The organism is Nocardioides ginsengisoli (assembly GCF_039537225.1).
GTDB lineage: Bacteria > Actinomycetota > Actinomycetes > Propionibacteriales > Nocardioidaceae > Nocardioides > Nocardioides ginsengisoli.
In genome coordinates, this window is sequence record NZ_BAABAC010000024.1 from 170178 (window position 1) to 195783 (window position 25606).

General features: G+C 73.1%; 20 protein-coding genes. 5 read left to right on the forward strand and 15 right to left on the reverse strand.

What is annotated here, in order from left to right; translation table 11 throughout:
* Together AB4880_RS14070 and AB4880_RS14075 are read right to left on the reverse strand one after the other, a co-directional pair.
* Complete coding sequence (locus tag AB4880_RS14070) at window positions 1–666, reverse strand: alpha/beta hydrolase family protein (protein ID WP_367919839.1); 666 nt, start codon at window positions 664–666, stop codon at window positions 1–3.
* Window positions 663–1436, reverse strand: a complete 774-nt coding sequence (locus tag AB4880_RS14075; protein WP_367919840.1) for an SOS response-associated peptidase — start codon at window positions 1434–1436, stop codon at window positions 663–665. Before AB4880_RS14075 ends, AB4880_RS14070 begins: the two co-directional genes overlap by 4 nt.
* 49 nt (window positions 1437–1485) lie before the next feature.
* On the opposite strand from AB4880_RS14075, the gene AB4880_RS14080 reads away from it, so the two are divergent.
* The 3 genes from AB4880_RS14080 to rsgA are packed head-to-tail and all read left to right on the forward strand — an operon-like array spanning window position 1486 to window position 4311.
* Window positions 1486–1998 carry a DoxX family protein gene (locus AB4880_RS14080; RefSeq protein WP_367919841.1) on the forward strand — a complete coding sequence of 171 codons (513 nt, stop codon included), beginning with the start codon at window positions 1486–1488 and terminating at the stop codon, window positions 1996–1998.
* 13 nt (window positions 1999–2011) lie between these two features.
* Window positions 2012–3310 (forward strand): 3-phosphoshikimate 1-carboxyvinyltransferase, encoded by a 1299-nt coding sequence (aroA, locus tag AB4880_RS14085; RefSeq protein ID WP_367919842.1) that lies wholly within the window; start codon window positions 2012–2014, stop codon window positions 3308–3310.
* Window positions 3310–4311 carry a ribosome small subunit-dependent GTPase A gene (rsgA, locus tag AB4880_RS14090; RefSeq protein ID WP_367919843.1) on the forward strand — a complete coding sequence of 334 codons (1002 nt, stop codon included), beginning with the start codon at window positions 3310–3312 and terminating at the stop codon, window positions 4309–4311. Before aroA ends, rsgA begins: the two co-directional genes overlap by 1 nt.
* 7 nt (window positions 4312–4318) lie before the next feature.
* Here the strand turns inward: rsgA and AB4880_RS14095 are convergent, their stop codons facing one another.
* Entirely contained in the window at window positions 4319–4783 is a 465-nt protein-coding gene (locus AB4880_RS14095; protein ID WP_367919844.1) for a DUF2231 domain-containing protein, read from the reverse strand.
* A 90-nt stretch (window positions 4784–4873) separates the two neighbouring features.
* Here AB4880_RS14095 and AB4880_RS14100 point away from each other — a divergent pair, with 90 nt between their 5' ends.
* A complete protein-coding gene (locus AB4880_RS14100) occupies window positions 4874–5779 on the forward strand; it encodes an inositol monophosphatase family protein (RefSeq protein WP_367919845.1) in 906 nt (301 codons plus the stop codon).
* A 10-nt stretch (window positions 5780–5789) separates the two neighbouring features.
* The gene (locus AB4880_RS14105) at window positions 5790–6224 is read left to right on the forward strand and encodes a CBS domain-containing protein (RefSeq protein WP_367919846.1); all 435 of its coding nucleotides are present in this window, start codon (window positions 5790–5792) and stop codon (window positions 6222–6224) included.
* A gap of 48 nt (window positions 6225–6272) precedes the next feature.
* On the opposite strand, the gene AB4880_RS14110 is transcribed toward AB4880_RS14105, so the two are convergent.
* The 12 genes from AB4880_RS14110 to AB4880_RS14165 form a co-directional block, all read right to left on the reverse strand.
* Window positions 6273–7229: an alpha/beta fold hydrolase gene (locus tag AB4880_RS14110; RefSeq protein WP_367919847.1), complete on the reverse strand. Its 957-nt coding sequence runs from the start codon at window positions 7227–7229 to the stop codon at window positions 6273–6275.
* Window positions 7226–8683 (reverse strand): WS/DGAT/MGAT family O-acyltransferase, encoded by a 1458-nt coding sequence (locus AB4880_RS14115; protein WP_367919848.1) that lies wholly within the window; start codon window positions 8681–8683, stop codon window positions 7226–7228. The genes AB4880_RS14110 and AB4880_RS14115 overlap by 4 nt, the downstream gene beginning before the upstream one ends.
* On the reverse strand, window positions 8680–10311 hold the full coding sequence (locus AB4880_RS14120) for an AMP-binding protein (RefSeq protein ID WP_367919849.1): 1632 nt from the start codon (window positions 10309–10311) through the stop codon (window positions 8680–8682). Before AB4880_RS14120 ends, AB4880_RS14115 begins: the two co-directional genes overlap by 4 nt.
* Entirely contained in the window at window positions 10308–11090 is a 783-nt protein-coding gene (locus tag AB4880_RS14125) for a lysophospholipid acyltransferase family protein (protein ID WP_367919850.1), read from the reverse strand. Before AB4880_RS14125 ends, AB4880_RS14120 begins: the two co-directional genes overlap by 4 nt.
* Window positions 11087–11911, reverse strand: a complete 825-nt coding sequence (locus AB4880_RS14130; RefSeq protein WP_367919851.1) for an esterase/lipase family protein — start codon at window positions 11909–11911, stop codon at window positions 11087–11089. The genes AB4880_RS14125 and AB4880_RS14130 overlap by 4 nt, the downstream gene beginning before the upstream one ends.
* Window positions 11912–12009: 98 nt before the next feature.
* Complete coding sequence (locus AB4880_RS14135; protein ID WP_367919852.1) at window positions 12010–13341, reverse strand: lipase family protein; 1332 nt, start codon at window positions 13339–13341, stop codon at window positions 12010–12012.
* Window positions 13342–13442: 101 nt separating this feature from the next.
* Window positions 13443–14414, reverse strand: coding sequence for a hypothetical protein (locus AB4880_RS14140; RefSeq protein ID WP_367919853.1), 972 nt, complete (start codon window positions 14412–14414; stop codon window positions 13443–13445).
* A 41-nt stretch (window positions 14415–14455) separates the two neighbouring features.
* The gene (locus AB4880_RS14145) at window positions 14456–16825 is read right to left on the reverse strand and encodes a transglutaminase-like domain-containing protein (RefSeq protein WP_367919854.1); all 2370 of its coding nucleotides are present in this window, start codon (window positions 16823–16825) and stop codon (window positions 14456–14458) included.
* Entirely contained in the window at window positions 16822–18105 is a 1284-nt protein-coding gene (locus AB4880_RS14150) for a DUF58 domain-containing protein (protein WP_367919855.1), read from the reverse strand. The genes AB4880_RS14145 and AB4880_RS14150 overlap by 4 nt, the downstream gene beginning before the upstream one ends.
* Window positions 18102–19073 (reverse strand): AAA family ATPase, encoded by a 972-nt coding sequence (locus AB4880_RS14155; protein ID WP_367919856.1) that lies wholly within the window; start codon window positions 19071–19073, stop codon window positions 18102–18104. The genes AB4880_RS14150 and AB4880_RS14155 overlap by 4 nt, the downstream gene beginning before the upstream one ends.
* 15 nt (window positions 19074–19088) lie before the next feature.
* Entirely contained in the window at window positions 19089–25238 is a 6150-nt protein-coding gene (locus AB4880_RS14160) for an Ig-like domain-containing protein (protein WP_367919857.1), read from the reverse strand.
* The coding region (locus AB4880_RS14165; RefSeq protein ID WP_367919858.1) for a hypothetical protein at window positions 25235–25606 on the reverse strand (372 nt) is incomplete at its 5' end. The genes AB4880_RS14165 and AB4880_RS14160, both read right to left, overlap by 4 nt.

Genomic DNA, 25606 nt, shown 5'->3' on the forward strand with positions numbered 1-25606 from the left:
TCAGGTCGCGGCTGCATTCCCCACGCCAACGACCTCCCGCACGATCCACTCCAAGGTCGACTCCACGACGATGGCCATGGCCTCGTCCTCCGACAGCGGCCCCCGCTTGGGTACGGCGAGCCCGTGGTCGGCCCCCGGGACGACGGCCAGGTCGGCGCCCCCGGGCAGCGGGTCGGGGAACTCCTCCGGACGCCCCATCGGGTCGCGCTCCCCCTGCACCACGAGGGTCGGGACGCCGGCGCCGGCGAGCTCGTCGAGCCGCGAGCGCTCCGGCTTGCCGGGCGGGTGCAGCGGGAAGGAGATCGCGAGGCAGCCGGCGGCGCCGAGCTCGCTCGCCGTACGGCAGGCGGAGCGGGCGCCGGCCGAGCGGCCGCCGACCACGAGCGGCGTGCGCACCCGCAACGCGGCGGCCGCGGCCCGCAGGCCGACGTCGAGGGTGGGCGGCGGCGTGGCGACCTTGCGTCCGGCCCGGCGCCACGGCTGCTCGAAGAGGGCGACCGTGATGCCCTGGCCGGGCAGCTGGGCGGCCAGCGCGGCCAGGTCGCGCGCCTCGATGCCGCCGCCGGCGCCGTGGCTGAGCAGGAGGGTGGCGACCGGCTTGCGCGCGCGCCGTACGACGAGCCGGCCCTCGCCGAGGTCGGTCTGGACGATCCGCTCGTCGGTCACAACAGGGTCCCCTGTCCGTCGTCGTCGTGGGCGCTCTCGTCGAACGGGATCGGCGCGACCAGCTCGGGCCCGTTGTTGGCGACATTGCCGACCGCCGTCGAGACCGGGTAGGCGGTCAGGCCGGTCTGCTGCGCGGGCTGGAGCAGCGCGGCGAGGTCGACCGCCGGCGTGCGCGGGTCGAGCCACTCGTGGCGCTTGTCGCGGGCGACGAGCAGCGGCATCCGGTCGTGGATCCGGCCGAGCTCGTCGGTGGCCTCGGTGGTGAGGACGGTGCAGGTCCAGCGGAAGCGGTCGTCGGCGTCCTCGGGCTTGGACGGGTCGCGCCAGATCTCGTAGAGCCCGGCCATGACCATCACCGCGCCGTCGCCGGGCGTGATGAAGAAGGGCTGCTTCTTCTGCTTGCCCTTCGCCGTCTTCTGCTGCGTCTCGTACCACTCGAAGTAGCCGTCGGCCGGCAGGATGCAGCGCCGGGCCGCGAACGCCTTGCGGAAGGCGGGCTTCTCGGCGACCGTCTCCATCCGCGCGTTGATCATCCGGCTGCCGATGCTCGCGTCCTTCGCCCACGACGGCACCAGGCCCCAGCGCAGCACGCGGAGCTGGCGCACCGGCTCGTCGGCGTCCTTGGGCGTGCGCTCCATGACGGCGTAGACCTCGTCGGTGGGCGCGACATTCCACGACGGCTCGATGGCGCGCTCGAGGCGCGGGTCGAGGATCTCGAACTCCTCGGCGAGATCCTCAGGGCTCCGGCTGGAGGCATAGCGCCCGCACATGCGGCCAATCTATCGGGATGCTCCGACAGGTCAGGGGTACCGACGGGCCATGGCACTGAGCAGACTGATCGCCCGGCCGCTCCTGGCGTCGTACTTCCTGGCGAACGGCGCGCAGGACCTGCGCGACGCGCCGATGCTCGCCGCACAGGCGGCGCCGTTGACCGAGAAGGTGGCGCCGATGGTCGACGACGCGACGCCGGACAAGGTGCACGTCCCACGCGACCCGGTGGTGTGGGTGCGCGCGAGCGGGGTGGTGCAGATCGTGGCCGGACTCGGGCTCGCGACCGGCAGGTTCCCGCGGCTGTCGTCGGCCGCGCTGGTGGCGACGCTGGCGCCGTCGACGGCGGCCCGGCACCGGTTCTGGGAGGCAACCGACAAGGACGTACGACGCGAGCAGCTCACCCACTTCCTGAAGAACACCGCACTGGCCGGTGGACTGCTCATCGCAGCACTCGACACGGCCGGCAAGCCGGGGCTCGCCTGGCGCACCCGGCACGCCACCCACGACGCGCGACGTGAGGCCGCGCTGGTGGGCGCGAAGGTCAGAGCACGAGTTCACTAGACTTTGCCGGGAGATGACGACTCCCGCGACGCACGCCGACCTCTGGCCCGCCCCCACCGTGACCGGTCCGGTCGCGGCGACGGTCACCCTCCCGGGGAGCAAGTCCCTCACCAACCGCGCGCTGGTGCTGGCCGCGCTGGCCGACGGCCCGTCCGTCGTACGGCGGGCGCTGCGCTCGCGCGACACGCTGCTCATGGCGCAGGCGCTGACCGCGCTGGGCGCGCGGGTCGACACGTCCGGCGACGACTGGGCGGTGACGCCGCTCGACGGGTCCGTGGCGGGCGACCGGGCCGAGGTCGACTGCGGACTGGCCGGGACCGTGATGCGGTTCGTGCCGCCGGTGGCGGGCCTGGTGCGGGGCGAGGTCGCGTTCGACGGCGACGAGCACATGCGCAAGCGGCCGGTGGGCGAGATCCTGGCGGCGCTCGGCGGGCTGGGCATGCGGATCGACGACACCGACGGGGCGCTGCCGTTCACCGTCCACGGCGACGGCGCGGTGCCCGGCGGGACGGTCGTGATCGACGCGTCGGCGTCCTCGCAGTTCGTCTCGGCGCTGCTGCTCGCGGGCGCGCGCTTCGACGCCGGCGTCGACGTCCGCCACGACGGCAAGCCGATCCCCTCGCTCCCCCACATCGAGATGACCATCGCGATGCTGCGCGACCGCGGCGTCGCGGTCGACGACGGCGACGCCGACCGGTGGGCGGTCGCGCCCGGCCCCGTCGCGGCGTACGACGAGGCGATCGAGCCCGACCTCTCCAACGCCGCGCCCTTCTTGGCGCTCGCCGCGGTGTCCGGCGGATCGGTGACGGTCCGCGACTGGCCGGAGGCCACCACCCAGGCCGGCGACGCGCTGCGCGACCTGCTGGCGCGGATGGGCTGCACGGTCGAGCGGACCGCCGAGGGGCTGCGGGTCACCGGGCCGGCCGAGGGCTGGCGCGGGCTGCACGGCCTGGACGCCGACCTCCACGACGTCGGCGAGCTCGCGCCCGCCGTCGCCGCCCTGTGCGCGCTCGCCCGGACGCCGTCCCACCTCACCGGCATCGCCCACATCCGCGGCCACGAGACCGACCGGCTCGCCGCGCTCGCCGCCGAGCTCGGCGCGCTCGGCGCCGACGTCACCGAGCACCCCGACGGGCTCACGCTGCGCCCGGCCGCCCTCACCGGCGGCGTCTTCCACACCTACGCCGACCACCGGATGGCCCACGCGGCCGTCATCGTCGGCGCCGCGGTCCCCGGCGTCCTCGTCGAGAACGTCGCCACGACCAGCAAGACCTTCCCCGACTTCGCCGGCTTCTGGGCCGGACTCCTCTGATGCCGCGGTACGACGAGCACGACGTCGAGCACTACGACCGTCCGCGCCGGCGTACCCGCCCCCGCACCAAGGAGCGCCCCACCCACGACGACGCCGTCGACGGCGTGGTCGTCACCGTCGACCGCGGCCGGTTCACGCTGCTCGTCGGCGACATCGTGGTGATGGCGATGAAGGCGCGCCCGCTGGGCCGCAAGGGTGTCGTCGTGGGCGACCGGGTCCGCGTCGTGGGCGACGTGTCCGGCGCCGACGGGACGCTCGCGCGGATCGTCGAGGTCACCCAGCGCACGACGGTCCTGCGCCGGACGGCGGACGACGACGACCCGGTCGAGCGGGTCATCGTCGCCAACGTCACCCAGCTCGTCATCGTCACCGCCCTCGCCGACCCCGAGCCGCGGCCGCGATGGATCGACCGCGCGCTGGTGGCGGCGTACGACGGCGGGATGGCTCCGCTGCTGTGCCTCACCAAGGCGGACCTGGAGGACCCGGAGACGCTGCTGGCGACGTACCGGTCGCTGGGTGTGCCGTGGGAGGTCACCCGGCGCGACCCCGACCGCACGATCGTCGGCCTGGACGCGCTGCACGACCGGCTGCGCGGCGAGACCAGCGTGCTCATCGGGCACAGCGGCGTCGGCAAGTCCACGCTCGTCAACGCGCTGGTGCCCGACGCGCGCCGCGAGACCGGCCACGTCAACGCGGTGACCGGTCAGGGCCGGCACACCTCGACGTCCGCGCTGATGCTGCCGCTGGCCGACGGCGACGGCTGGATCATCGACACCCCGGGCATCCGGTCGTTCGGGCTGGCGCACGTCCAGCCGGAGCACCTGATCGAGGCGTTCCCCGACCTCGACGAGATGACCGAGGACTGCCCGCGCGGCTGCACCCACGGCGAGGACGAGCCCGAGTGCGGGCTCGACGAGGCGATCGCGTCGGGAGACGCCGACCCGGAGCGGGTGGCGTCCTTCCGGCGCCTGCTGGCGGCGCGGTCGGTGACCGACTACTGAGCCGCGCTCAGCCCTTGAAGTTCGTTCCCCAGACTGCCCTCGCTCCGGCGTCGCCGGTGAGCACGACCATCACGATCACGCCGATCGCGCCGGCCGCGAGCAGCACGCCGAGGAGCATCCGGGCGGCGCCGCCGAGCCGCTCGTGCAGCAGCGCGTTGAGCAGCGCCACCGCGCCGAAGGCGAGCGCGACCCACAGCGTGATCCGGGCCAGGTTGTGGTGGTGGTCGACGCGGTCGGTGATCGCCGACTTCGGGGAGACGAAGAAGGCGTTGGCGTTGCGGAAGTGGTTGCCGGAGACGAAGGCGAGGACCACGGCGCCCACCGCGATCGCCGCGCCGGCGACGAGCGGCCAGCGCAGCCGGTCGCGCCAGGACGGGCGCAGGTAGGCCAGCGCGAGCAGCGCGACGAGTGGAGCGAGCACGACGGCTCCGTGAACGGCGAGGGGATGCAGGGGCAGGCCGTTGATCTCCATGGTCGAAGACTGCACCACCCGCGGGCACCGGAACCAGACCCACGCCGTGCCAAGGGCTCGGCAAAGCAGTGACACGGCTAGGGTGCCCCTGTGGCTGCCCCCGACTACACCGACGACCTGCGTCTGGCGCACCTGCTCGCCGACGACGCGGACTCGCTCACCCAGGCCCGCTTCCGCGCGCTCGACCTGCACGTGATGAGCAAGCCGGACCTGACGCCGGTGACCGACGCCGACCAGGCGGTCGAGGAGTCGATCCGTCGTACTCTCTCCAAGGCGCGCAGCCGCGACGCCGTCACCGGCGAGGAGCAGGGGACGTCGGGCCACTCGCAGCGGCGCTGGATCGTCGACCCGATCGACGGCACCAAGAACTTCGTCCGCGGCGTCCCGGTCTGGGCCACGCTGATCTCCCTGGTCGTCGACGACGAGGTCGTCCTCGGCGTGGTGTCCGCGCCGGCGCTGCAGCGACGCTGGTGGGCCTCGACCGGGCAGGGCGCGTGGACCGGCAAGTCGCTGATGAAGGCGACGCCGTGCCACGTGTCCGACGTACGACGGATGGAGGACGCCTCCTTCTCCTACTCCTCGATCAGCGGCTGGGAGGACCGTGGCCTCGGCGACGACCTGCTCGCGCTGATGCGCCGGGTCTGGCGCACCCGCGCGTACGGCGACTTCTGGTCCTACATGCTGCTCGCCGAGGGCGCCGTCGACCTGGCCGCCGAGCCCGAGCTCGAGGTCTACGACATGGCGGCCCTCGACATCATCGTCCGCGAGGCCGGCGGGCGGTTCACCTCGCTCGAGGGACGCGACGGTCCGTGGGGCGGCAACGCGCTGGCCAGCAACGGCCACCTGCACGACGCGGCGCTGTCGTTCCTGGGCAGCATCGCCGACGACGGCAGCGACCCGGACTGGCCGCGCAGCGGTCCCGGCAGCGTCTCCGACCTGCGCGCCCGGCGCCAGGCCCGCGACGAGACCAGTGACGACAGGGACACTCCCGAGTAACCTGCGTCACATGCGCATCGCAGACGTGCTCCACTCGAAGTCACTCCGGGACGTGGTCACCATCCGCCCCGAGGCCGGCGTACGCGAGCTCCTCGCGACCCTCGCCGAGCACAACATCGGCGCGGTCGTGGTGAGCGCCGACGGCACGACGCTCGACGGCATCGTGTCCGAGCGCGACGTGGTCCGCCACCTCCACAGCGACGGCACGGTCATCAACAACGTGGTGTCGGCGATCATGACGTCCGACGTCCGCACCTGCTCCCCCGACGACGACCTCGACGAGGTCATGCAGGTGATGACCGAGGGCCGGTTCCGGCACATCCCCGTCGCCGACGCCGACGGCGCCGTGGTCGGCATCGTCAGCATCGGCGACATGGTCAAGCAGAAGATCGACCAGCTGCAGTTCGAGCGCGACCAGCTCGACAACTACGTGCACCAGTCCTGACCCCGATCGCCCGTCGTACCGGACGTTCGGGTCGCGCATCGGGCGATTTCACGACCGAATCGTCCGGTACGACGCGGAGCGGGTCACCACCTCGGCGACCGCGGCCAGGAACACCGGTCGCCAGTGGTTGACGTCGAAGACCACCGAGGCGTGCCCGCCCGGCGTCTCGTGCACCGTCGCGTCCGGGATGGCGGCGGCCATCGCCCGCTGCCGCGCGGTCGGGATGGCGTGGTCGCGAGCGGTGACGACGACCGCGGTCGGGACGTCGATCTCGCCCAGCCACGGGCGGGCGTCGAAGCCGCCGAGCGCGCCGAGCACCTCCGGCATCGCCCAGGCGCTGGTGCTGCGGAACTCGCCCCACGCCCAGGTCGACATCTCCTCCCCCACGTGCCGGTCGTCGGCGAGCCCGGCCCGCACCTCGCGCACGCGCGCCAGGTAGTGCCCGTGGAAGCGGGCGTTGGCGGCGCCGAGGACCGGGTAGAACATCGCGTCGCCGACGGTCTCCTTCCAGCAGGCGGCGGTCGAGGCGAGCACCAGGCCCGCCGTCCGCTCGCCGTGGCGACGCCAGAACAGCTGGGCCAGCGCGCCGCCCATCGAGTAGCCGACCGCGATGACCGAGCCGATCCCCAGCTCGTCGAGGACGGCGGCCGCGTCGTCGACGCAGTCCTCCAGCGAGAACCGCTCGGACGCGATCCCGCGCCCGTGCCAGCGCTGGTCGAGCATCACGATCCGGTGGGTCGCGCGCAGCTCGGCGAGCGTGCTGAACCAGGTCAGGTACGACGTCGTGGCCAGGCCGTGGAAGAGCAGCAGCGTCGGCGCGCCCGGCGCCGGCTCCCCCGTGTCGACGACGAAGGTCTCGCCGCGCCCGGGCAGGTCGAGCACGCGGCCGGCCGGGAGCTCCGGCAGCGCCGGGAAGCGCTGGGTACGGCGGATGCCGGTCCGGACGCCGTCCACGGCGGTGCGGACCGCGGTCCGGCCGACGGACTTGATCACTCGGGTGGTCACGCGAGATTCCTTCGGGGGGTGCGGTCGGGTGCCTGGTCCGCAGGCGGCTCGAGGTCGAGCTCGGCCAGCGCGGCCGGGAAGGAGGACGCCAGGACGTGGACGTCGGGCAGCAGGTCCGGGCAGGCGAGGAGCGAGAAGTTCATCCGGTCGACGTACGACCAGACCGTGACGTTGAGCCCGATCCCGTCGACGAGCGGCCCGACGCTGAACAGGTCGCCGAGACGCGCGCCGCCGACGGTGGCCGGCTCCCGCGGCCCTGGGACGTTGGACACGATCGCCGAGAAGGCGGCCGGGTGCCAGGAGGCGGCGTGCAGCCGGGAGTAGGCCCGCACGGCGGCCGTGAACGGGCGTGGCGGCGTGAACTGCGACCAGTCTGCGAGGATCGAGGCGCCGAGCCGGGCCTGGATCCGCTTCGCGTGCGAGGTGGTCTCGGCGATCACGCGCAGCCGCTCGGCCGGGTCGTCGACGTCGGTGGCGAGCGTCGTGAACAGGTTGGAGACCCGGTTGCCGCCGAGGCGCGGCACGGCGTCCCGCTCGTCGGCGCTCACCGGCACCCCCGCCAGCAGCGAGGACGACGGCCGCTCGTCGTGGTCGGCCAGCCAGCGGCGCAGCGCGCCGGAGACGGTGGCCAGCACGATGTCGTTGAGGGTGACGCCGGCGTGCTGCGCGCGGATCCGCTTGAGCTCGCCGAGCGGCAGGGTCACCGTCGCGAACGACCGCAGCGGCGTCAGCGCGCCGTTGAACGAGACGCGCGGCGCGTGCAGCACCGGCACCGGCGACCTCGCACCGGCGCGCCGCTCCTTCAGGACGCCGACGATGCCGAGGATCGTGCGCAGCAACAGCCCGGGCAGGGTGCCGATCTGCGCGGCGGCGTCGGCCCAGGCGTGGCGCAGCAGCTGGATCCGGCTGGGCAGCCGCTCGGTCGAGGCATACTCCTCCTGCACCGGCTCCGGCGTCGCCGCCGACCGGACGTCGGTGACGTTGGCGAGGAGCGCGTTGGCCGCGGCGCCGTCGGCGAGGGCGTGGTGCATCTTGCCGACGACGGCGACCCGGCCGCCGTCGAGGCCCTCGCAGTAGTGCAGCTCCCAGAGCGGGCGGTCGCGGTGCAGCGGCGTGCTGGCGATCATGCCGATGAGCTGCTCCAGCTCGCGCATGCCGCCGGTGCCGCTGGGGCCGCCGATCCGGTGCCGACGGATGTGGTACGGGACGTCGATCCGCGGCTGGGTCACCCACACCGGGTGGTTGAGCCCGAAGGGCACCTCGACCACGCGCCGGCGCAGTGGCGGCAGCCGCTTGAGACGGGAGAGCATCCCGGCCACGAAGGCGTCGTACGACAGGGCGTCGTCGGCCTCCAGGATCGCGATCTTGAGCGTGTGCATGTGGACCGACGGGGTCTCCATGTAGAGGAAGCCGGCGTCGATGCCGGCCATCCGCTCGATCGCCGGCCGGGTCACGACGCCGCCTCCGGCAGCTCGCGGACCATGATCTTGCCCGAGGCGTTGCGCGGGAGGGCGTCGAGGACGACGACCTCCCGCGGCACCTTGTAGCCCGCCAGCTGCGCCTTGACGTGCGCCTTGAGGTCGTCGGAGGAGGCCGCGGCGCCGGGCGTCAGCGCGACGTACGCCGCGAGCCGCTGGCCGAACGCCTCGTCGTCGACGCCGACCACCACGACCTCGCGGACGGCGGGGTGGGCGCCGATGACCTTCTCGACCTCGATCGGATACACGTTCTCGCCGCCGGAGACGATCATGTCGTCGTCGCGGCCCACGACATAGAGGCGGCCCTCGGCGTCGAGCCGGCCGACGTCGCCGCTGACCATGTAGCCGTCGATGAACTCCTTCGACGCGCCCGCCGTGTAGCCGTCGAACGGCGAGGCGCCACGGACCAGGATCCGGCCGACGACGCCCGGCCCGACGTCGCGGCCGCCGTCGTCGACGACGCGGAGCAGGGTGCCCCGGACGGGCCTGCCGGCCGTGTCGGGGGCGTGCCGCAGGTCGGCCGGCTGCGCGACGCTGATCTGGCCGGCCTCGGTGGCGTTGTAGCTGTTGTGGACCAGGTCGCCGTAGCGGTCCATGAACGCGAGGACCGACTGCGGCCGCATCCGCGACCCGCTGGCGGAGACGAAGCGCAGGCTGCGCATCGGGTGGCGGTCGAGCGTGGCCACCGGGAGGTCCATGATCCGCTCGAGCATGACGGGGACGACGCTCAGCCCGCTCGCGCGGTGCTCGTCGACCAGCGTCAGCGTCGCCTCGGGGTCGAACCGGCGACGGGTGACGACGGTGCAGGTCATCGTCGCCGCGATCACCAGCTGGCCGAAGCCCCACGCGTGGAACATCGGCGCCGCGACGACGACGGTCTCCTCGCCGCGCCACGGGATCTTCTCCAGCATCCCGGCGAGCTCGTCGGCGCCTCCCCCGCTGCGGCGGGCGCCCTTCGGGGTGCCAGTGGTGCCGGAGGTGAGCAGCACGACCCGGCCGCGGCTCGCCGGCCGGGGCGGCGCCTGGCCGGCGTGGGCGGCGATGAGGCCGTCGATGCTGAGCGGGCTCGTCTCGGTGGCCGGGGCGTCGGTCCAGCCGAGGACCTCGACCAGCCCGTCGACGCGGGCGCGGGCGTCGGCGACGACCCCGGCGAACTCCTCGTCGTACAGGATCACCCGGGCGCCCTCGCGCTCCATCACGTCGGCGAGCTGCGGACCGGAGAAGCCGGTGTTGAGCAGCAGCGCGCTCGCGCCGAGGCGGGAGCTGGCGATGAGCGCGTCGACGAAGCCGCGGTGGTTGCGGCACAGGATCGCGACGGTCTCGACCGGGCCGCCGGTGACGTCGATCAGGCCGGCGGCGAGGGCGGCCGAGCGGTCCTGCAGGTCCTGCCAGGTGAGCGTGCCGCGCTCGTCGACGAGGGCCGCGCCGTGGGGTCGTCGTACGGCGGCGAGGGCGAAGCTGGACGTGGCGTTCGTGCCCTGGCGGCGCAGGATCCCGATCAGGCGGACGTACTTGGCCGGGCTCATCGGCACCAGCATCCGGCTGGTGAGGAGCATCCTGAGGACCCAGAGCTGGGTCCGCAACCGGGCGAGCACCGCGCTCACCCGAGGACCGGCAGCCGGCGCCGGCGCTGGAGGGCGACGAGGGCGTCCTGCATCCGGCCGCGGATCACCCGGTCGACCTCGACGACGTCCGGCTCCGGGCCGAACTCCGCCGCGACGTCGATGGGATCGAGCACCTGGGTGGTGATCTTGGTCGGCAGCGGCAGGTTGAGCGGTGCCGGCGACAGGCCGAACGGGAAGCCGAACGCGATCGGGAAGAGGTCGGTCCGCATCAGCTTGCGCAGCGGGGAGCGCTTGCCGATCCACTCGCCGCGGGTGAGGAAGAGCTGCGACTCCTGGCCGCCGACCGACACGACGGGGACGATCGGTACGCCGGCCCGGAGCGCGGTGCGGATGTAACCGGTGCGGCCGTTGAAGTCGACCACGGTCGCCTGGCGGGTCGGCCGGAAGGTGTCGTAGTCGCCGCCGGGGAAGACGATGGTGACGCCGCCGCCGGTGAGGATCTCGTGCGCCGCCTCGCGGGTGGCGTTGACGAAGCCGAACTTCCGCAGCACCGGGCCGGCGGCGCCGGTGAAGAGCAGGTCGTGGGCCAGGCAGTAGAGCGGCCGCTCGGCCCCGAAGGTCTCGGCGAAGGAGACCGCGATGATCGGGACGTCCATCGGGGTCAGGCCGCCGGAGTGGTTGCCGACGATGAGCGCGCCGCCGTCCGGCACCTTCTCCATGCCGCTGACGCGGGAGCGGAAGTAGCCCCTCATCGCGAGCTTGAGCGCGGGCAGCGCCGCGGCGACGTACGCCGGGTCGCGGCCCTCGAGCGCGCTCACGACGCGATCCCGGGGACGAGCGTGCGCCACGCGAACGGCCGCCAGTCGGCGGGGTCCTGCCGGAGCCGGTCGACGACGACCGAGAGGACCAGCGGGCTGGCGACCATGCCGACGTGGCTGCTGACGACCTCGATGTTCTCGGCCGGCGGGTCCTGCCGCTCGTCGACGGTGCAGCCCTGCCACGGCACGATCCCGTCGGTCTTCGACCAGACCGCGGTGAGCGGGACGGGGACCGGGCCGCGGAGTAGGTCGACGATCTCACGGGCGTTGGCGACGATGCCGTGCTTCTCGCGGGACTTCTCGAACAGGCCGGTGGCGCGGGTCCGCTCCCCCTCGGCGCGCCACGGCGAGCCGAGGCAGACGACCTGGCGGACCCGGTCGGGGTGCTCGTGGGCGAGCCAGCGGGCGAGCAGGCCGCCGAAGCTCCAGCCGACCACGCTGACCGGCTCGTCGTACCGATCCGCGATCTCGGCGAAGCGGCGCGGCAGGCCCTCGACGATCTTCTCGGTGAGGCCGTGGTTGCTGCCGAGGTTCCAGCCGTGGACGTCCCACCCGCGCCGGCCGAGGTGCCCGCGGAGCCGACCGGTCAGCTTGTCGTGCGCGGAGAAGCCGGGCAGCACGAGCACCGGGCGCCCCTGGCCGAGGTCGGGGTCGGTGGGCGTCACCGCATGGGCCAGGTCGAGCAGGCGCGAGGCGCCGTACTCCATGGTCCAGCGCGGCAGCTCGAGCAGCAGGAGCGCGCGGTGCGGCCCGCTGCTCTCCCTCTCGCCGTGGTCGGCGTGGTCGGCGTGGTCGCCGGCGAAGTCGTACACGTCGTTCACCCCATGTAGAACACGTTCTAATTTTGAACGAGTATCTCCATCGAGCGCGCCCGCGGCAAGCACCGAGCCGGCCGCGGGACACAGATCACAGCACCGGTCTAGCCCGCTGCACGCAGCGGCGTGAGCGGGTTGCCCGGCGCGATCGAGGCGCAGTTGCTCGGCGCGGCCCTGCCTGCGAATCGGGCGCTGAGCCAGGCGATCGCCTCGGGCAGCCAGAACGGGACGGACGTGAAGTGACTGAGCGGGTACTCGTGGTGGACCACGGGGAGGCCGGCCGCGCAGTACTGCCGGGCGAGCGAGCGGACGTCGCCGGCGATCATCACCCCGTCGCCCTTGCCGAGGGCGGCGCTCGCCCGGGTGCCCTCCAGCTCGCCGCCGGTGCCCTGGCCGATGAACATCGGCACGGTCGGCGTCGGGCGGGTGCCGAGGTTGAGCTGGTTGACGGTCGTGACGAAGGCGGGGATGCGCGCGGGATCGGCGTACGCCGGCTTGGTGAGCCGCTTCCAGGTCAGGCCCGGGTAGTGGCCGAGGACGTCGAGGATCGGCGCCTTCTGCAGCTCGTCGTAGACCTGGCGGCCGTTGTCGCTGAGGTACGGGGTGAGGTCGATGCCGAACCCGCGGGAGACCCCGACCACCGCCATCGGCATCACGCCGGCCCAGACCCGGCTGCCGTCGACGTACCCGAGGTTGGCGGCGGGCCGCACCAGCACCCCGCCCTCGGCGGCCCCGACCAGGCGGCGGTTGACGTCGGGCGCGTACGACGGCGCCAGCACCGACGCCCAGTTGGTCGCGATCGCCCCGCCCGAGTAGCCGATGAGCCCGACCTTCGCGGTGCTCGCGATGCCGGTGCCGGGCGCGGCGAGCGCCGCGCGGATCCCGTCGAGTGTCACCTGGCCGTACTCCGGGCCCGCCGCGAAGTCGGCCGTCGGGCCCTCGGTGTCGGGCATCAGGATCGCGTAGCCCTGGAGCAGGAAGGTCGACATCAGCACGGTCTCGACGTGCGCCGCCATCGCACCGGACTCGCGGCTGCCGGCGATCGCGCGGGACGGGCCGTGCTCGGGGTCGAGGGAGTCGTAGAAGGACTGGTAGGAGATGACGCGCTTCGTCGTACCGGCGAGGGGCTTGACGATCGACGTCACGCCCGCGACCGCGCGGCCGCGCTGGTCGGTGGTGCGGAAGACGACCTGGACGACCCGGAGCGGGAGCGGGAGACCGGCGAGCGTGTATGGCAGCGCGCGGGTCTTGAGGACGGCGCCGGGCGCGTAGTCCGCGAGCGGCTTGGCGCCGGTGTAGGCGAAGAAGGGGTCGGGCGCTGCCGGAGCGGGCGCTGCCAGCGCGGGCGCCGCCGCGCCCGGTGTGAGGGTGGCGAGCACCGCCACCAGTGCCAGCGCGAGGGCGAGCAGCCCTCCGGAGCGCGCGCGAGCGACCATCCCGACCTCCCCATGTCCGCGTGACCGGCGTCACGACCGGTGGTCATGCTTGTTGACAGGTCTGTCACCTGTCAACGGGCGACGGGGCCGCGGGTCGTTGCTCAGGCGCAGGGCCAGGAGCTGGCCTTCATCCTCCGCACCGCGCCGGACTTGAGGACGACGGTCGCGCCGACCACACCGCCCGACGTGGCCGGGATCCGCTTGACCCGGACGACGGCGCGCTGCAGCGAGCGGCCGGTGAGGACCTTCACCTGCTTGCCGTTGAGGGTGAGGGTGATCCGGCGGGCCTTCTTGTGGGCGCGGGCGGAGAGGGTGAGGTCGACGCGCTTGCGGGCGCAGTCGCGGTTGCCGGCCTTGAGGAACGCCTTGCCGGTGCCGGTCTGCTTGCGGAGGGTGCCGATCGGATAGAGGGCGAGCGAGGCGTCGAACGAGCCCTGCTCGCCGCGCGCCGTGGTCGAGTGGGCGGGCACGGTCACGCTCGCGGTGACGCCGGCGACCAGGGTGTAGGTGCTCTCGGGCACCAGGCGGGTGAGCGAGCGGCCCAGGTCGAGGGGCAGGACGACGGCGCCATTGTCGGACTCGAGCCCGATGGCGGAGTCGGCGCCGGCCAGCTTGCCGGAGGTCCGTACGACGAGCCACGAGCGGCGCGGAGCGGCGATCCGGACCGAGAGGCTGCCGGTGCTCGTCGCCGAGGCCGAGCAGACGGTCGCGGCGGCGGGGCGAGCGGACGCGGAGGCGCCGATCCGCGCGGCGACGCGAGTGGTTCCCCACGGGTTGGTGGCGACACTGCCGCGCACCGCCGCGGTCGTGTGCACGCTGCTGCTGCCGGCGGTGCCGGTGCGGTCGAGGCGGTAGTCACGGGTGACGCCGTCGATCGGGAAGGACACGGTGCCGGGGCGCGGGCCGCTCATCGAGACCGTGTTGGGGCACGACGGATCGCCCGACGCGGTGACCGTGTCGGATGCGGTGACCGAGGCTGCGAAGGCCGACGCCTCCGCCCCGCTCGGCTGCACCACCAGCGCTGCTCCGACGACCAGCGCGGCGCCCGCGCCCAGCCAACGACGAACCTTCATACCCACCCCCGAGAGAACCCGACCTGCTGACGACCTGCTGACTACCTGCGGCGGAAAATACCAGCGACCCGGCGCCTGACCCGCACCGCGATCCGCTGCGCGGCGCCGGCGGCCCAGGTGCGCAGCCGTTCGACGGCCGGCCGCCACGGCACCGAGGCGAGCGAGAAGCGGGCCGCGACCCGGCGCCACCAGGGGGTGGCCTTGCGGATCCGGCGCAGCGCGGTGTCGACGTCGGCCCAGTAGGCCTGGGCCTCGTCGAGGGTCGGCTCGTCGGCGCCGTAGACGTGGCGGTCGGCGGTGTGGGCGAGCGTCACCACCGGTACGGCGTCGTACCGGTCGGCCGCGGCGTATGCACTTTCGCGCCGGGTCGCGCCGGGGACGGGGCGGACGCCGAGGTCGCGCATCCGGTCGGCGAGCTCGTGCCAGGCGCCGGTGAGGCGGGTGGTGGCGTCGTCGGCGCGCCGGCGGCGGCGCCGGCGGAGCCGCTTGAACAGCAGCACGCCCCACAGCGGCGAGAGCAGGAGGACGACCTTCGCGATGTCGAAGGCGATCCCGAGAATGGTCCCGAGCACCTCGAGGATGTCGAGCTCCTTGCGCTGCCCGTCGCCCTGCTGCAGGTTGTCGCTCGCCTCCTTCGGCTCGCCGGGCACGCGCGGCGGCTGGAGGACCTGCGGCTGCGGCTTCTCCTCCGGGTCGTCGTTGGGCCGGCGCAGCTTCTGGTCCTCGGGCGGCGTCGGCTCGAAGGGCACCCAGCCGACGCCCTTGAGCTTGACCTCGGTCCAGGCGGTGACGTTCTCGCCGCGGACGTCTCCCCCGCCCGGCGGGACCTTGAAACCGACGACGACGCGGATCGGCAGGCCGAGGCGCTGGCCGATGACGCCCATCGCGGCCGCGTACTGCTCGGCGTCACCGACGGGGGTCGTGGTCTTGGTGAGCATCGCCAGCCGGCTCGCGCCGTGGCCGGCGGGGACGTCGTCGTCGATGCCGTCGGAGTAGAAGCCGTGCTCGCGGAAGGCGTCGCGCAGGAACTGGGCGAGCGCCCCGCCCGTGCCGCCGCCGTAGCCGTCGTCGGTCTGCCAGCGCTGGACGCGGTCGACCAGCTCCTCCGGCACGATCGCGGGCGGTGGCAACGAGACGCCGGCCTCGGCCTCGAGGCTGGAGATCTCCTCGTCGACCAGCGGCGTCGGGACGTCGGCCTCGATCTCGAAGGTGGTGCCGGGCTTGACGCCGCCCACCTGGGCGACGGTGCCGGTCTCGGGGTTGATCACCAGCTCGGACGCCGCGTCGCTGTCGACGTGGCCGTCGGTGAGCGGCGTCATCGACAGCGTCTCGCCGACGCTCGGCACCCACACGCCCGTGTAGGACCCGATCGTGATCTCGCCCCGCACCGACGCCTTGGCGTTGGCGTCGGGGTCGTTGCGCAGCCGCCGGAAGGTGCCGGAGTCGTGCGCCGAGCCGGGGCCGCCGGAGACGTTCCAGACGATGCCGTCGTAGGTGTCCATCACCGCGAACCGCACCAGCGTGCCGCTCTCGAGCCCGTCGACGGTGAAGAGCGTGTCCTCGGTGCGCAGCGGCTCCTTCTTGTACGCGCGGAACTTCGCCAGCGGGCTCGGGTAGTCGTGGGGGTCGAACGGCGGGTCGACGTGGTCGCGCAGCACGGTCCGGTGGGCGCCGGCGTCGCCGAGCGAGCCGAGACCGGTCGCCGCGCCGCCGGCCACGCCGACGACCACGAGAGTCGCCAGGATCCGGCGTCCCCAGCGCGCCCGCAGGTGCAGCATCGAGCGCCAGCGCAGCCAGATCACGCCGACCGCGGCGACCACGAGGCCACGGGTCAGCGCGGCCTGCGCGGACACGTCGCCGAAGGACGCCGCGAGCGCCAGGACCAGCCCGAGGACCGGCCCGGCGAGGCCCGGCCACCGCGACCGCCACAGCCAGAGCGCGGCCACCAGCCCGCCGACCAGCCCGGTCACCAGCGGCACGATCAGCACCACGCCGCTCTCGCCGAGCGGCACCGGCAGCGTCAGCGCCTCGCGCCACGCGCGCACCAGCCCGACCGCGAGATCGTGCAGCGAGTCGGCGGTCGGGACGACGCCCCCCGCCGCCCGGTCCGGTACGGCGACCGCCGAGCCCACCAGCAGATAGGCGGCGGCCGCGGCCAGGGCCGTCGTCCAGGGGCCCCAGCGCCAGCGCGCGCCCAGCCACGCGATCGTCACGCCGAGCACCAGCCCGACGACGACCGCGACCAGCCAACGGCTGCCGCTGTAGGCCTCGCGCAGCGGCCACGCGCACAGCACGCCGAGCCCCACGAGCAGGACCGCGTCGACGAGCGCGAGCCACCACGCCGGAAGATCCCGGCGTCCCCGCCCCCGGTGCGGTACGACGAGCACCGGGTTGCTCATGCTCTGGCTCATGCCGCCACCCGCCGTACGGCGACGCCGAGCTCCTCGAGCCGGCCGATCGTCGCGACGCCGAGGTCGCCCAGCCAGCGCACCGACGGCTCCTGGCCGATCACGCAGCGCACCGCGATGACGCGGGTGTCGACGGGGAGGTACTGCCGGGCCCGGCGCAGCTCGGTGATCGTGACGCCGGATCCGACGCACAGCACGATCACGCTCGCGGCGAGCTCGTCGTTGCCGAGGCTGCGGGTGACGTCGACCAGCCGGCGCGCCTGCCAGTCGTAGGTCAGCCCGGACAAGCCGTCGAGGAAGCGCTGCGCCCCGCCCGCCGGCAGCGACGCGTGGGACGACGCGGCGCTGAGCTGCTGGCCGTCGGCGAGCGCCTGGGTGCCGAGCGAGCCGGCGACCGAGATGGCCAGCTCGAACTCGTCGTCGCTGGCGTAGTCCTCGAGCCGCGAGCTGACCATGGTGAGCAGGTGGGAGCGCCGGGTCTCCTCGAACTGGCGGACCATGAGCGTCCCGGTCTTGGCGCTCGACTTCCAGTGGATGTGGCGCCGGTCGTCGCCCGGGACGTAGCCGCGCAGCGCGTGGAAGGAGACATCGTTGTCGGACACCTTCGGCACCGTGCGGCCCTCCAGGTCGCGGACCAGGCCGGCCGCGGAGCCGTCGACGCGCAGCGTCTTGGGGTGCACGTAGAGGGTGTCCATCTCGCTGAGGTGGCGCTCGCGGCGCAGCAGGCCCAGCGGGTCGGCGCGCACCGCGGTGACCGGCCCGACGTCGAGGACCGCGCGGTGGGCGGTCGGGATCGCGAACAGCTCCTCGTGCAGCGCCCCCGGCGCGAGCGCGGGCAGCTCGAAGGCCGCCCGTCCGGCGCCGACCGGGAACTCCACGACCAGCGGCCGCGACCGCCGTCCGCTCGGGTTGGTGAGCGTGAGGTAGCCGTTGGCCCGCTCCCCCACGATCACCCGCTCGCGGGCCAGGTCGAGCCGCGCCGCCAACGGCTGCCGGCCGATCACGAAGAGCACCGCGAGCAGCAGCACCAGACCCAGGAAGACACCGCCGCCGATCAGCTCACGCCAGTGCAGCACCGGCCCCGCCACCAGCAGGACGACGGCGAGCACGCCGACCGTCCAGCCGGCGGGCGTGACCGTCTCGGCGACGGGCCGGAACGCCGTCCGGACCCGTCGGGTGCGCCGCGCGAGGTCGTCGCGCAGCGCGCCGGCCAGCGCCAGGCGGCGCCGGGACAGGTCGGTGAGCGTACGGCGGGCGCCGGCCACCCAGGAGCGGGGACTCATCGACCAACAGGCTCCAGCGGCACCGACACCCGCTCGAGGACCCGGCGCACGACGTCCTCGGTCGTGGTGCCGCGGAAGTCCTCCTCGGGGTCGAGGACCATCCGGTGCGCGAGCACGGGGACGGCGAGCGCCTTGACGTCGTCGGGGACGACATAGCTGCGGCCGTAGGACAGCGCCAGCGCGCGGGCCGCGCGGACCAGCGCCAGACCGGCCCGGACGCTGGTGCCGAGCACCACCTCGGGCGCCTCGCGGGTGGCCTCGGTGATGCTGGAGACGTACTCGTAGACCGCCGACTCGACGTGGACCTGCTGGGCCAGGCCGATCAGGTGCAGCACGTTGTCGCCGCTGATGATCGGGCGCAGCACCGTGGCCGCCTTGCCCTTCGGGGCGTTGGTGAGGATCTGGACGGTGCTCTCGTGGTCGGGGTAGCCGAGCGAGATCTTCACCAGGAAGCGGTCGAGCTGGGCCTCGGGCAGCCGGTAGGTGCCGGCCTGCTCGATCGGGTTCTGGGTCGCGATCACCATGAACGGCTGGCCGACCTGGTGGGTGACGCCGTCGACGGTGACCTGCGACTCCTCCATCACCTCGAGCAGCGCCGACTGGGTCTTGGGCGAGGCCCGGTTGATCTCGTCGGCGAGCACGACATTGGAGAAGATCGGCCCGCGGTGGAACTCGAACTCCTGGGTGCGCTGGTCGAAGATCGTCACGCCGGTCACGTCGCTCGGCAGCAGGTCGGGCGTGAACTGGATCCGGTGGTGGTCGCCCTGGATGGTCTGCGCGATCGCCCGGGCCAGCGAGGTCTTGCCCGTGCCCGGGTAGTCCTCGAGCAGCAGGTGTCCCTCGGCGAGCAGCGTCACGAACGCGAGCCGGACGACCTCGGTCTTGCCGACGATCGCCTGCTCGACGTTGCCGACGAGCTGGGCGAAGGTCTGCGAGAACCACTCGGTCTGTTCGGTGGTGAGCGACATGGATGTCCTTTCGTGCTAACGCGTGTCGGAGGCGGTGACGCCACTGGTGGTGATCGTGACGGTGCCGCTGCCCGAGAGCCGGCAGTCGTTGCCGCCTGCGTACCAGTTGTTCCCGAAGGAGCCGGTGACGGTCTGGTTGAAGTCGCAGGTCGAGTTGGCCGTCGGCGCCAGGGTGCCGCTCAGCTGGGTCGTGACCTGGCGCGCCTCGTTGACGTAGCCGTCGCCGGACACGTCGACCCGGCAGGACACGACGCAGCCGGTGAACTTCACGCTCAGCGTCTTGGCGCGCGAGTAGCCGGTGAACGAGATCGGGTCGCTGTACTGCCGGTCGCCGGTGGCCGAGGAGACGGTGCGCACCCAGACGACCTTGCTGGAGCCGCCCTCGGGAACGTCGGAGGTGGAGTAAGTGCCGTCGGTCCACGGGCCGCCGGCGCTGTCGGCGTACTGCATGCCGGTGACGCTCTTGGGCCCGTTGCGTCCGCCCGCCTGGAAGCGCAGCGCGACCTGGTAGGGGTTGGTGCTCGTCTCCGACGACGCCAGGGTCGGCGCGAACGGCTTGCCCCAGACGTCGATGCCGCTGACCGAGTCGCTCTGGCCCTCGACCATGCGGTCGCCGTTGAAGGTCACCGCCCAGACCTGCACCGAGTAGGTGCCGTTGTCGGGGAAGGTGATCGCCGTGCCGCCGCCACCCGGCGCGGAGTTGACCGTCGCCGAGCCGCCGGAGCCGAACTGCACGACGTAGTAGCGGATCGGCAGGCCGCCGTCGTCGGCCGGCGGATCCCACGCCAGGACGGCGGTCTTGTCGGCCGGCGAGTCGCCCACCTCGTGCAGGTTGCGGACCGGCCCGGCCTTGGTCCACGGCCGGCCCGACACGCTCGGGCTCTTGTCGCTGGTGCCGGCGTCATTGGTCGCGGCCACGGTGAAGGTGAAGGTCTGGCCCTTGCGGATGCCGTCGCTGACGTCGAACGTCTTGGACGACGACGAGCCGTCGACGACATAGCTCGACCGGTTGCAGCCCGAGCAGGTGATCGTGTAGCTCGACACCGGGTTGCCGTTGCTCTGCGACTCCGACCAGCGCGCCCAGTCGATCCGGATCCACGGGTCGTCGGTGTAGGCGCTCGCCTCGCTCGCGGTCAGCTGCGGCGGAGCGCCCGAGCGCAGCGGCACGCCGAACGGCGACACCGCCTTCGAGGCGCCCGAGAACTCGCGGCGCGGCTCGACCTCGTTGACCGCCCGGATCTCGAAGGCATACGGCGTCCCGTTGGTCAGACCCGAGATGATCTTCGAGGTCTCGCTGCCCCCGGCCACCCAGGTGCGGCCGCTGCCGGCCTCCTTGATCTCGTACGACGTGATGGCCGAGCCCTCGTTGGTGGGCGGCGTCCAGCGCACGGTCAGCTGCCGGTCCATCCGGCTGCCGGTCGGCTTGGACTCGACCACGATCGTCGGCGGGGTCATCAGGTCGGGCGCCTTGTTGGGCGTGATCTGCTCCGACGCCGGGCTGGCGTCGCTCCAGCCGACGGAGTTCCGGGCCCGCACGGTGAACGTGTAGGCCTCGCCCGGCGTCAGGTCGTCGAGCCGGCAGGTGGTCGCCGCGCAGCTCTGCTTGAACCCGTGGGAGCCGCTGACCTCGTACTCCTCGATCGGCGCGCCGTTGGCCTCGGGCTCGCGCCACGAGAGCACCGCCGAGGAGGCCTCGACCGACGACAGCGTGGGCCGGTCGGGCGCCTCGGGGACGTCGACCACGACCACGCTGATCCGCGCGGTGACATTGCGCGCCCGGTCGCCGGAGGCGTCGGCGACGGTGACCTTGATCGTCGACGTGCCCGACGCGGTGGGCCGGAAGGAGACGCTGGAGCCGTCGGCCTTGAGGTCGGCGAGGTGGCCGCTGCCCTCGATCCGCGGGTCGCTGGCCTTGATCGGCTCGCCCGGGTAGGGGTTGACGGCATAGTCGGCGAGGTCGACCGAGCGGGCCTCGTCCTTGCTGCCGGTGACGCTGATCAAGCCGATCTGCAGCAGCGGCCGGTCGCTGTCGACGACGTGGGCGGTGATGGTGGCCTCGTCGGTGCCGCCGTGGCCGTCGTCGGCCACGACCACCACACCGAGGGTGTCGCCGTTCTTGGCGCCGCCGCCGGCCTCGACCGACAAGATGCCGCTCTCGGCGTCGACGCTCGCGGTGAGGCCGGCCTCGGCGGACTTCACCGTGTAGGTCATGTTGTCGATGTCGTGCTCGTTGGCGTCGCGGGTCAGGCCGGCCAGGTCGACCTCGGCCGCGTCGCCGTCGACGCTGACGTCGACCGCGGCGTCGCGCATCCGCGGCGCGACGTTGCCGGCCGGCTTGACGTCGATCGGGATGGTGAGCAGCGACTGCAGCGCGGAGTCCTCGGCCGCCGTCCGGCCGTCGGAGACGGCGAGGGTCACGGACGCCGGGCCCACCACGCCCCGCGCCGGCGTGAACGCCAGCGTCGTCGGCTGGCCCTCGACCGGCGTGACCGCGCCGTTGACGGCGGTCGGCAGCGTGTCGGGGACGATCCGCGGCTCGCGGCCGGCCCGGGTGACGACCAGGTCCTTGAGGTCGAAGGTGACCCGCTGGCCGGCGACCGCCTTGACCGGGATCCGGTCCTTGTCGGTGGTCAGCTGCGGCGGGACGTTGTCGGTGCCGGTGACGTAGATGACGCCGAAGGTGTCGGTCGACTCGGGGTCGGCGTCGTCGAGGCGGTAGAGCACCACCTGGTCCTGGCGCTTCAGCTTGACCCGGACCTTGGTGTCACCGCCGACGACCTCGCACTCGCCGCTGGTGCCGGCGTTGCAGCCCTTCACCCGCAGGTCGGCCTTGGCGCCGTCGAAGTCGAGGTCGTTGTCGAGCACCGGGATCTCGACCCACGAGCCCGGGTCGCGGCCGATGATGTCGCTCAGGTCGGCGACGTCGTCGCGCGCGATCGGCGCATAGAAGGGCGCCGCCTTGCTCGCCGAGACCTTGAGGACGGCGTGGTCCTGGGCGCCGGCGGCGTCCTCGATCGTGTAGCCGACATTGGTCGCGGCGGCGCCGTTGTCGGGCGCGTCGCCGACGCGGACCTCGATGAAGCCGTTGTGGTGCTTCGGCTGCGGCTTCGTGCTGCTGTTGACGTCGGTGATCCGCAGCGGGTCGTCGTCGGGGTCGACGTCATTGGTCAGCACGTTGTAGGAGATCGTCCGGTCGGGCTGGACGAGCACGTTGTCGTCGAGCGCCACCGGCGGCTGGTTCTGCGCCTCCTCGGGCACGACGCCGACCCGGACCTCCGCGACGCCCGTCGCGCCGTACTTGTCCTGGACGAGGATCTGGAAGAAGTCGGTGCCGGCCTTGTCGTCGAACGCCTCGTAGCGGATCCAGTCGACGCCGGTGTCGAGGATCCGGCCCAGCGACGGCGCGGTGCGGATGCTGCGGAAGGTGACCGAGTCGCCGTCGGGGTCGGCGCCCACCAGGTCGACCGAGATCACCTTCGGGCGGCCGGCGATGACCCGGTCGATGATCGGCTGGGGCAGCGGCGCGTGGTTGTTCTTGGCCGAGTCGGCGACCACGTAGATGCTGACCTCGGCGGTGGCCTTGAGGCCCTCGGCGTCGCGGACGCCGTAGATCACCGAGTAGGTGCCGGGTTTGTCGGGCGCCTTCAGCCGCAGCGCGTCGCCCGCCACCCAGACGTCGAGCTTCTGCTCGTTGATGAGGTCGGACTGGAACAGCCGCGGCTTGCCGCCGTCGGGGTCGGAGTCGTTGGCCAGCACCGGCACCGTGGTGACCGAGCCGGCGCGGACGGTGACCTGGTCCTTGTTGGCGACCGGGTGCCGATTGACCTGGGTGGCCTGGCGCTGGCTGATCACCAGCTGCCCGGTCGTCGAACTGCGGCCGTCGGAGACGACGTACTCGACGGTGGCGCCGGGGCCGGTGATGTCGGTCGCCGAGCTGACCACGGCCAGCCGCTTGTCGACCACCGAGACCTTCACACCCGGGATCGACGGGCGGCCGATCCGCTTGACCGCCAGGACGTCGTTGTCGGGGTCGAGGTCGTTGAGCAGCAGGTCGACCTGGGCGGTGCCGCCGGGCGTGATCACCGCCTTGTCGCGCACCGCGATCGGCGGCCGGTTGTCCTTGGGCGGCGACTCGATGTCGAGCCGGATGAACGACGTCTTGGTCGCCGAGGAGTTGTAGGCGGAGTACTGCAGGTAGTAGCTGCGCGCCTTCTGCGCGGAGAAGGTGAACGTGCCGGACTCGAAGTCCTGGGAGATCGAGGTGCCGGCGTCGTCGCCGATCACCCGCACGCCCTTGAGGGTGAGGTCGGTGCCCTCGGGGTTGCGGTCGTTGATGAGCGGCTGGACGACGACGCTCGTGCCGGCCACGCCCGACGCCAGGTCGGGGATCAGCTCCGGCGGCGCGGTGTCGCCGAGCACCTGGACCGGCAGCTTGCCCTCGATCGTGTCGAAGCCGTCCTCGACTGTGTACTGGATCTCCGACACCTTGGCGCCGCTGCCGTCGTCGGTGAACGTGATCGTGCCGTCGGGGCGGTACTCGACCTCGCCGCCGCGCGCGGTCGCGGAGGTGAGGGTGAGGTCGTCGCCGTCGGGGTCGTAGTAGTCGGCGAGCAGGTAGTAGCTCGACGTCTTGCCACGGGCGACGCTCAGCCGCGGCTCGCGGTGGGGCATCAGCAGCGGCTTGGCGTGCTGGGTGTCCTCGCGGATCTTGATCCGGACGGTGGCGTAGGGCTCCTCGTTGACCTTGCCGTCGGAGACGTAGTAGCGGAAGACGGACGTGCCGCGGACGTCGGCCGGCACCGCGACCTGCAGCTGGGTGCCCCCGCCGACGACGCGCATCTCGAGGTCGGGACCGCCCATGTGCTGGGCCCGGGTGATGCTGACGATGTCGCCGTCGGGGTCGTGGTCGTTGAGCGCGACCACGGGCAGCACGGTCGTGCGGCCGGGACGGGCGCCGAGGTCGTCGTCCTCGGGCTCGGGCGGCCGGTTCTCCTGGTCGGGGACCTCCTCGGTCGTCTTCTTCAGCTTCGACCGGTTCTTGTTGTTGGGGTCGACCGCCGGCCAGTTGTCGATCTTGGCCTTGCCCGGGTCCTGGACCAGCCAGCTGTCACCGGTGGCGGTGTCGTTGAGCGCGACGACCTCGCGGTTGACCCGGAACTGCAGGTGGGCGCCGTCCTGCATGCCGGGGATGGGCGAGCCGTCGTCGAGGCTGTCGTCGGCGCAGTCGCGCAGGTAGTTGTGGGGCGACGCCGGGTCGGCCCAGGCGGCGTAGACGCAGTCGGTGCCGGTCATCACGACCGGCGCCGCCGGGCGGCCGGACACCGTGCCGTGCTCGACCTGCTCGAGCCCGCCGCCCGTGAGCGGGGTGTGGAAGAGACCGGACATCGTCGCGAGGTAGACCTCGCCCGTGTCGTCGGAGGGCTGCTGCAGCTCGACCATCGTCGGGTCGGGCGTCTCGACGACCACCGGGTCGGCGCCCGGGCGCCGGACCTCGAGGGACGTCAGGTCGAACAGCACGGGCGTGTCGCCCACGACGCTGAGCCGCACCTTGGTCGGGTCGGTGCCGACCTCGCCGCCGAGGTCGATCTCGTCACCGGCGGCCGGGTCGCCGTCGGCGCCGATCGTGTACGGCGTGACCGTGCCGTCACGGTGGAGCACGTAGGCCCGACCGTCGGTGCCGACCGCGGCCGACAGCGCGCCGGTGGTGTCGGGCCGGGTGGTCTTGGCCGAGAAGCCCGCGAGCCGGCTCTCGGGCCGCACCCACGCCTTGCCGGTCGTCGGGTCGACCGCGGCGAAGGTGTGGCCGCCGTGGGCGACGACCGCGCCGGTGGGCAGGTCGGTCGGCTCCTGGACGGCGGCGCGCGGGATGTCGACCGCCTTGACCGCGCGCTCGGTGGAGTCGTCGTCGACGAACAGGCTGGTGGCGCGCTGGAAGATGTCGAAGGCCGGGCTGGCGGCGTCGACGCCGAGGTCGAGCTCCTTGATCTGCGGGTTGAGCCGCGCGACCAGGCCCTTGTCGGTGTTGGTCACCCACACGCCGCCGTCGTTGAGCTCGACCTCGGTGAACGGCTTGCCAGGATTGCGCACGGCCAGCACCACGAGCGTGCCGAGGACGAGCGCGAGCGCGGCGGCGGACGCCGTACGACGCCATCTGCGGGCGGTCACTGGCCCACCACGCAGACCTGCCGGGAGGCCGCCGACGGTGGGCTGCCCTTGCGGGAGACGGACACCTGGACGCAGACCGTGTCGGCGGGCGCGACGGTGAGGGTCTTGCTGGTGGCCGTGGTGTACTCCGGCGCGGCCTGGGTGACGCCGTCACCGCTGAGCTCGACCTTGAACTCGTCGCCCTCGCGCGGCTCCTCCAGCGCCCAGCGGAAGGTCCAGCGGGTGCCCTTGCCGGACTTGGTGACGACCGGCGCGGGCGGGACGTCGAAGGGCTGCACCGGGTCGGCCGGGTCCTCGCCGCGCAGGGTGCCGGTGTCGGGGTCTGCCTGGTCGCCGCCGAGGGCCAGGACGGCGTAGCCGACGGCGGC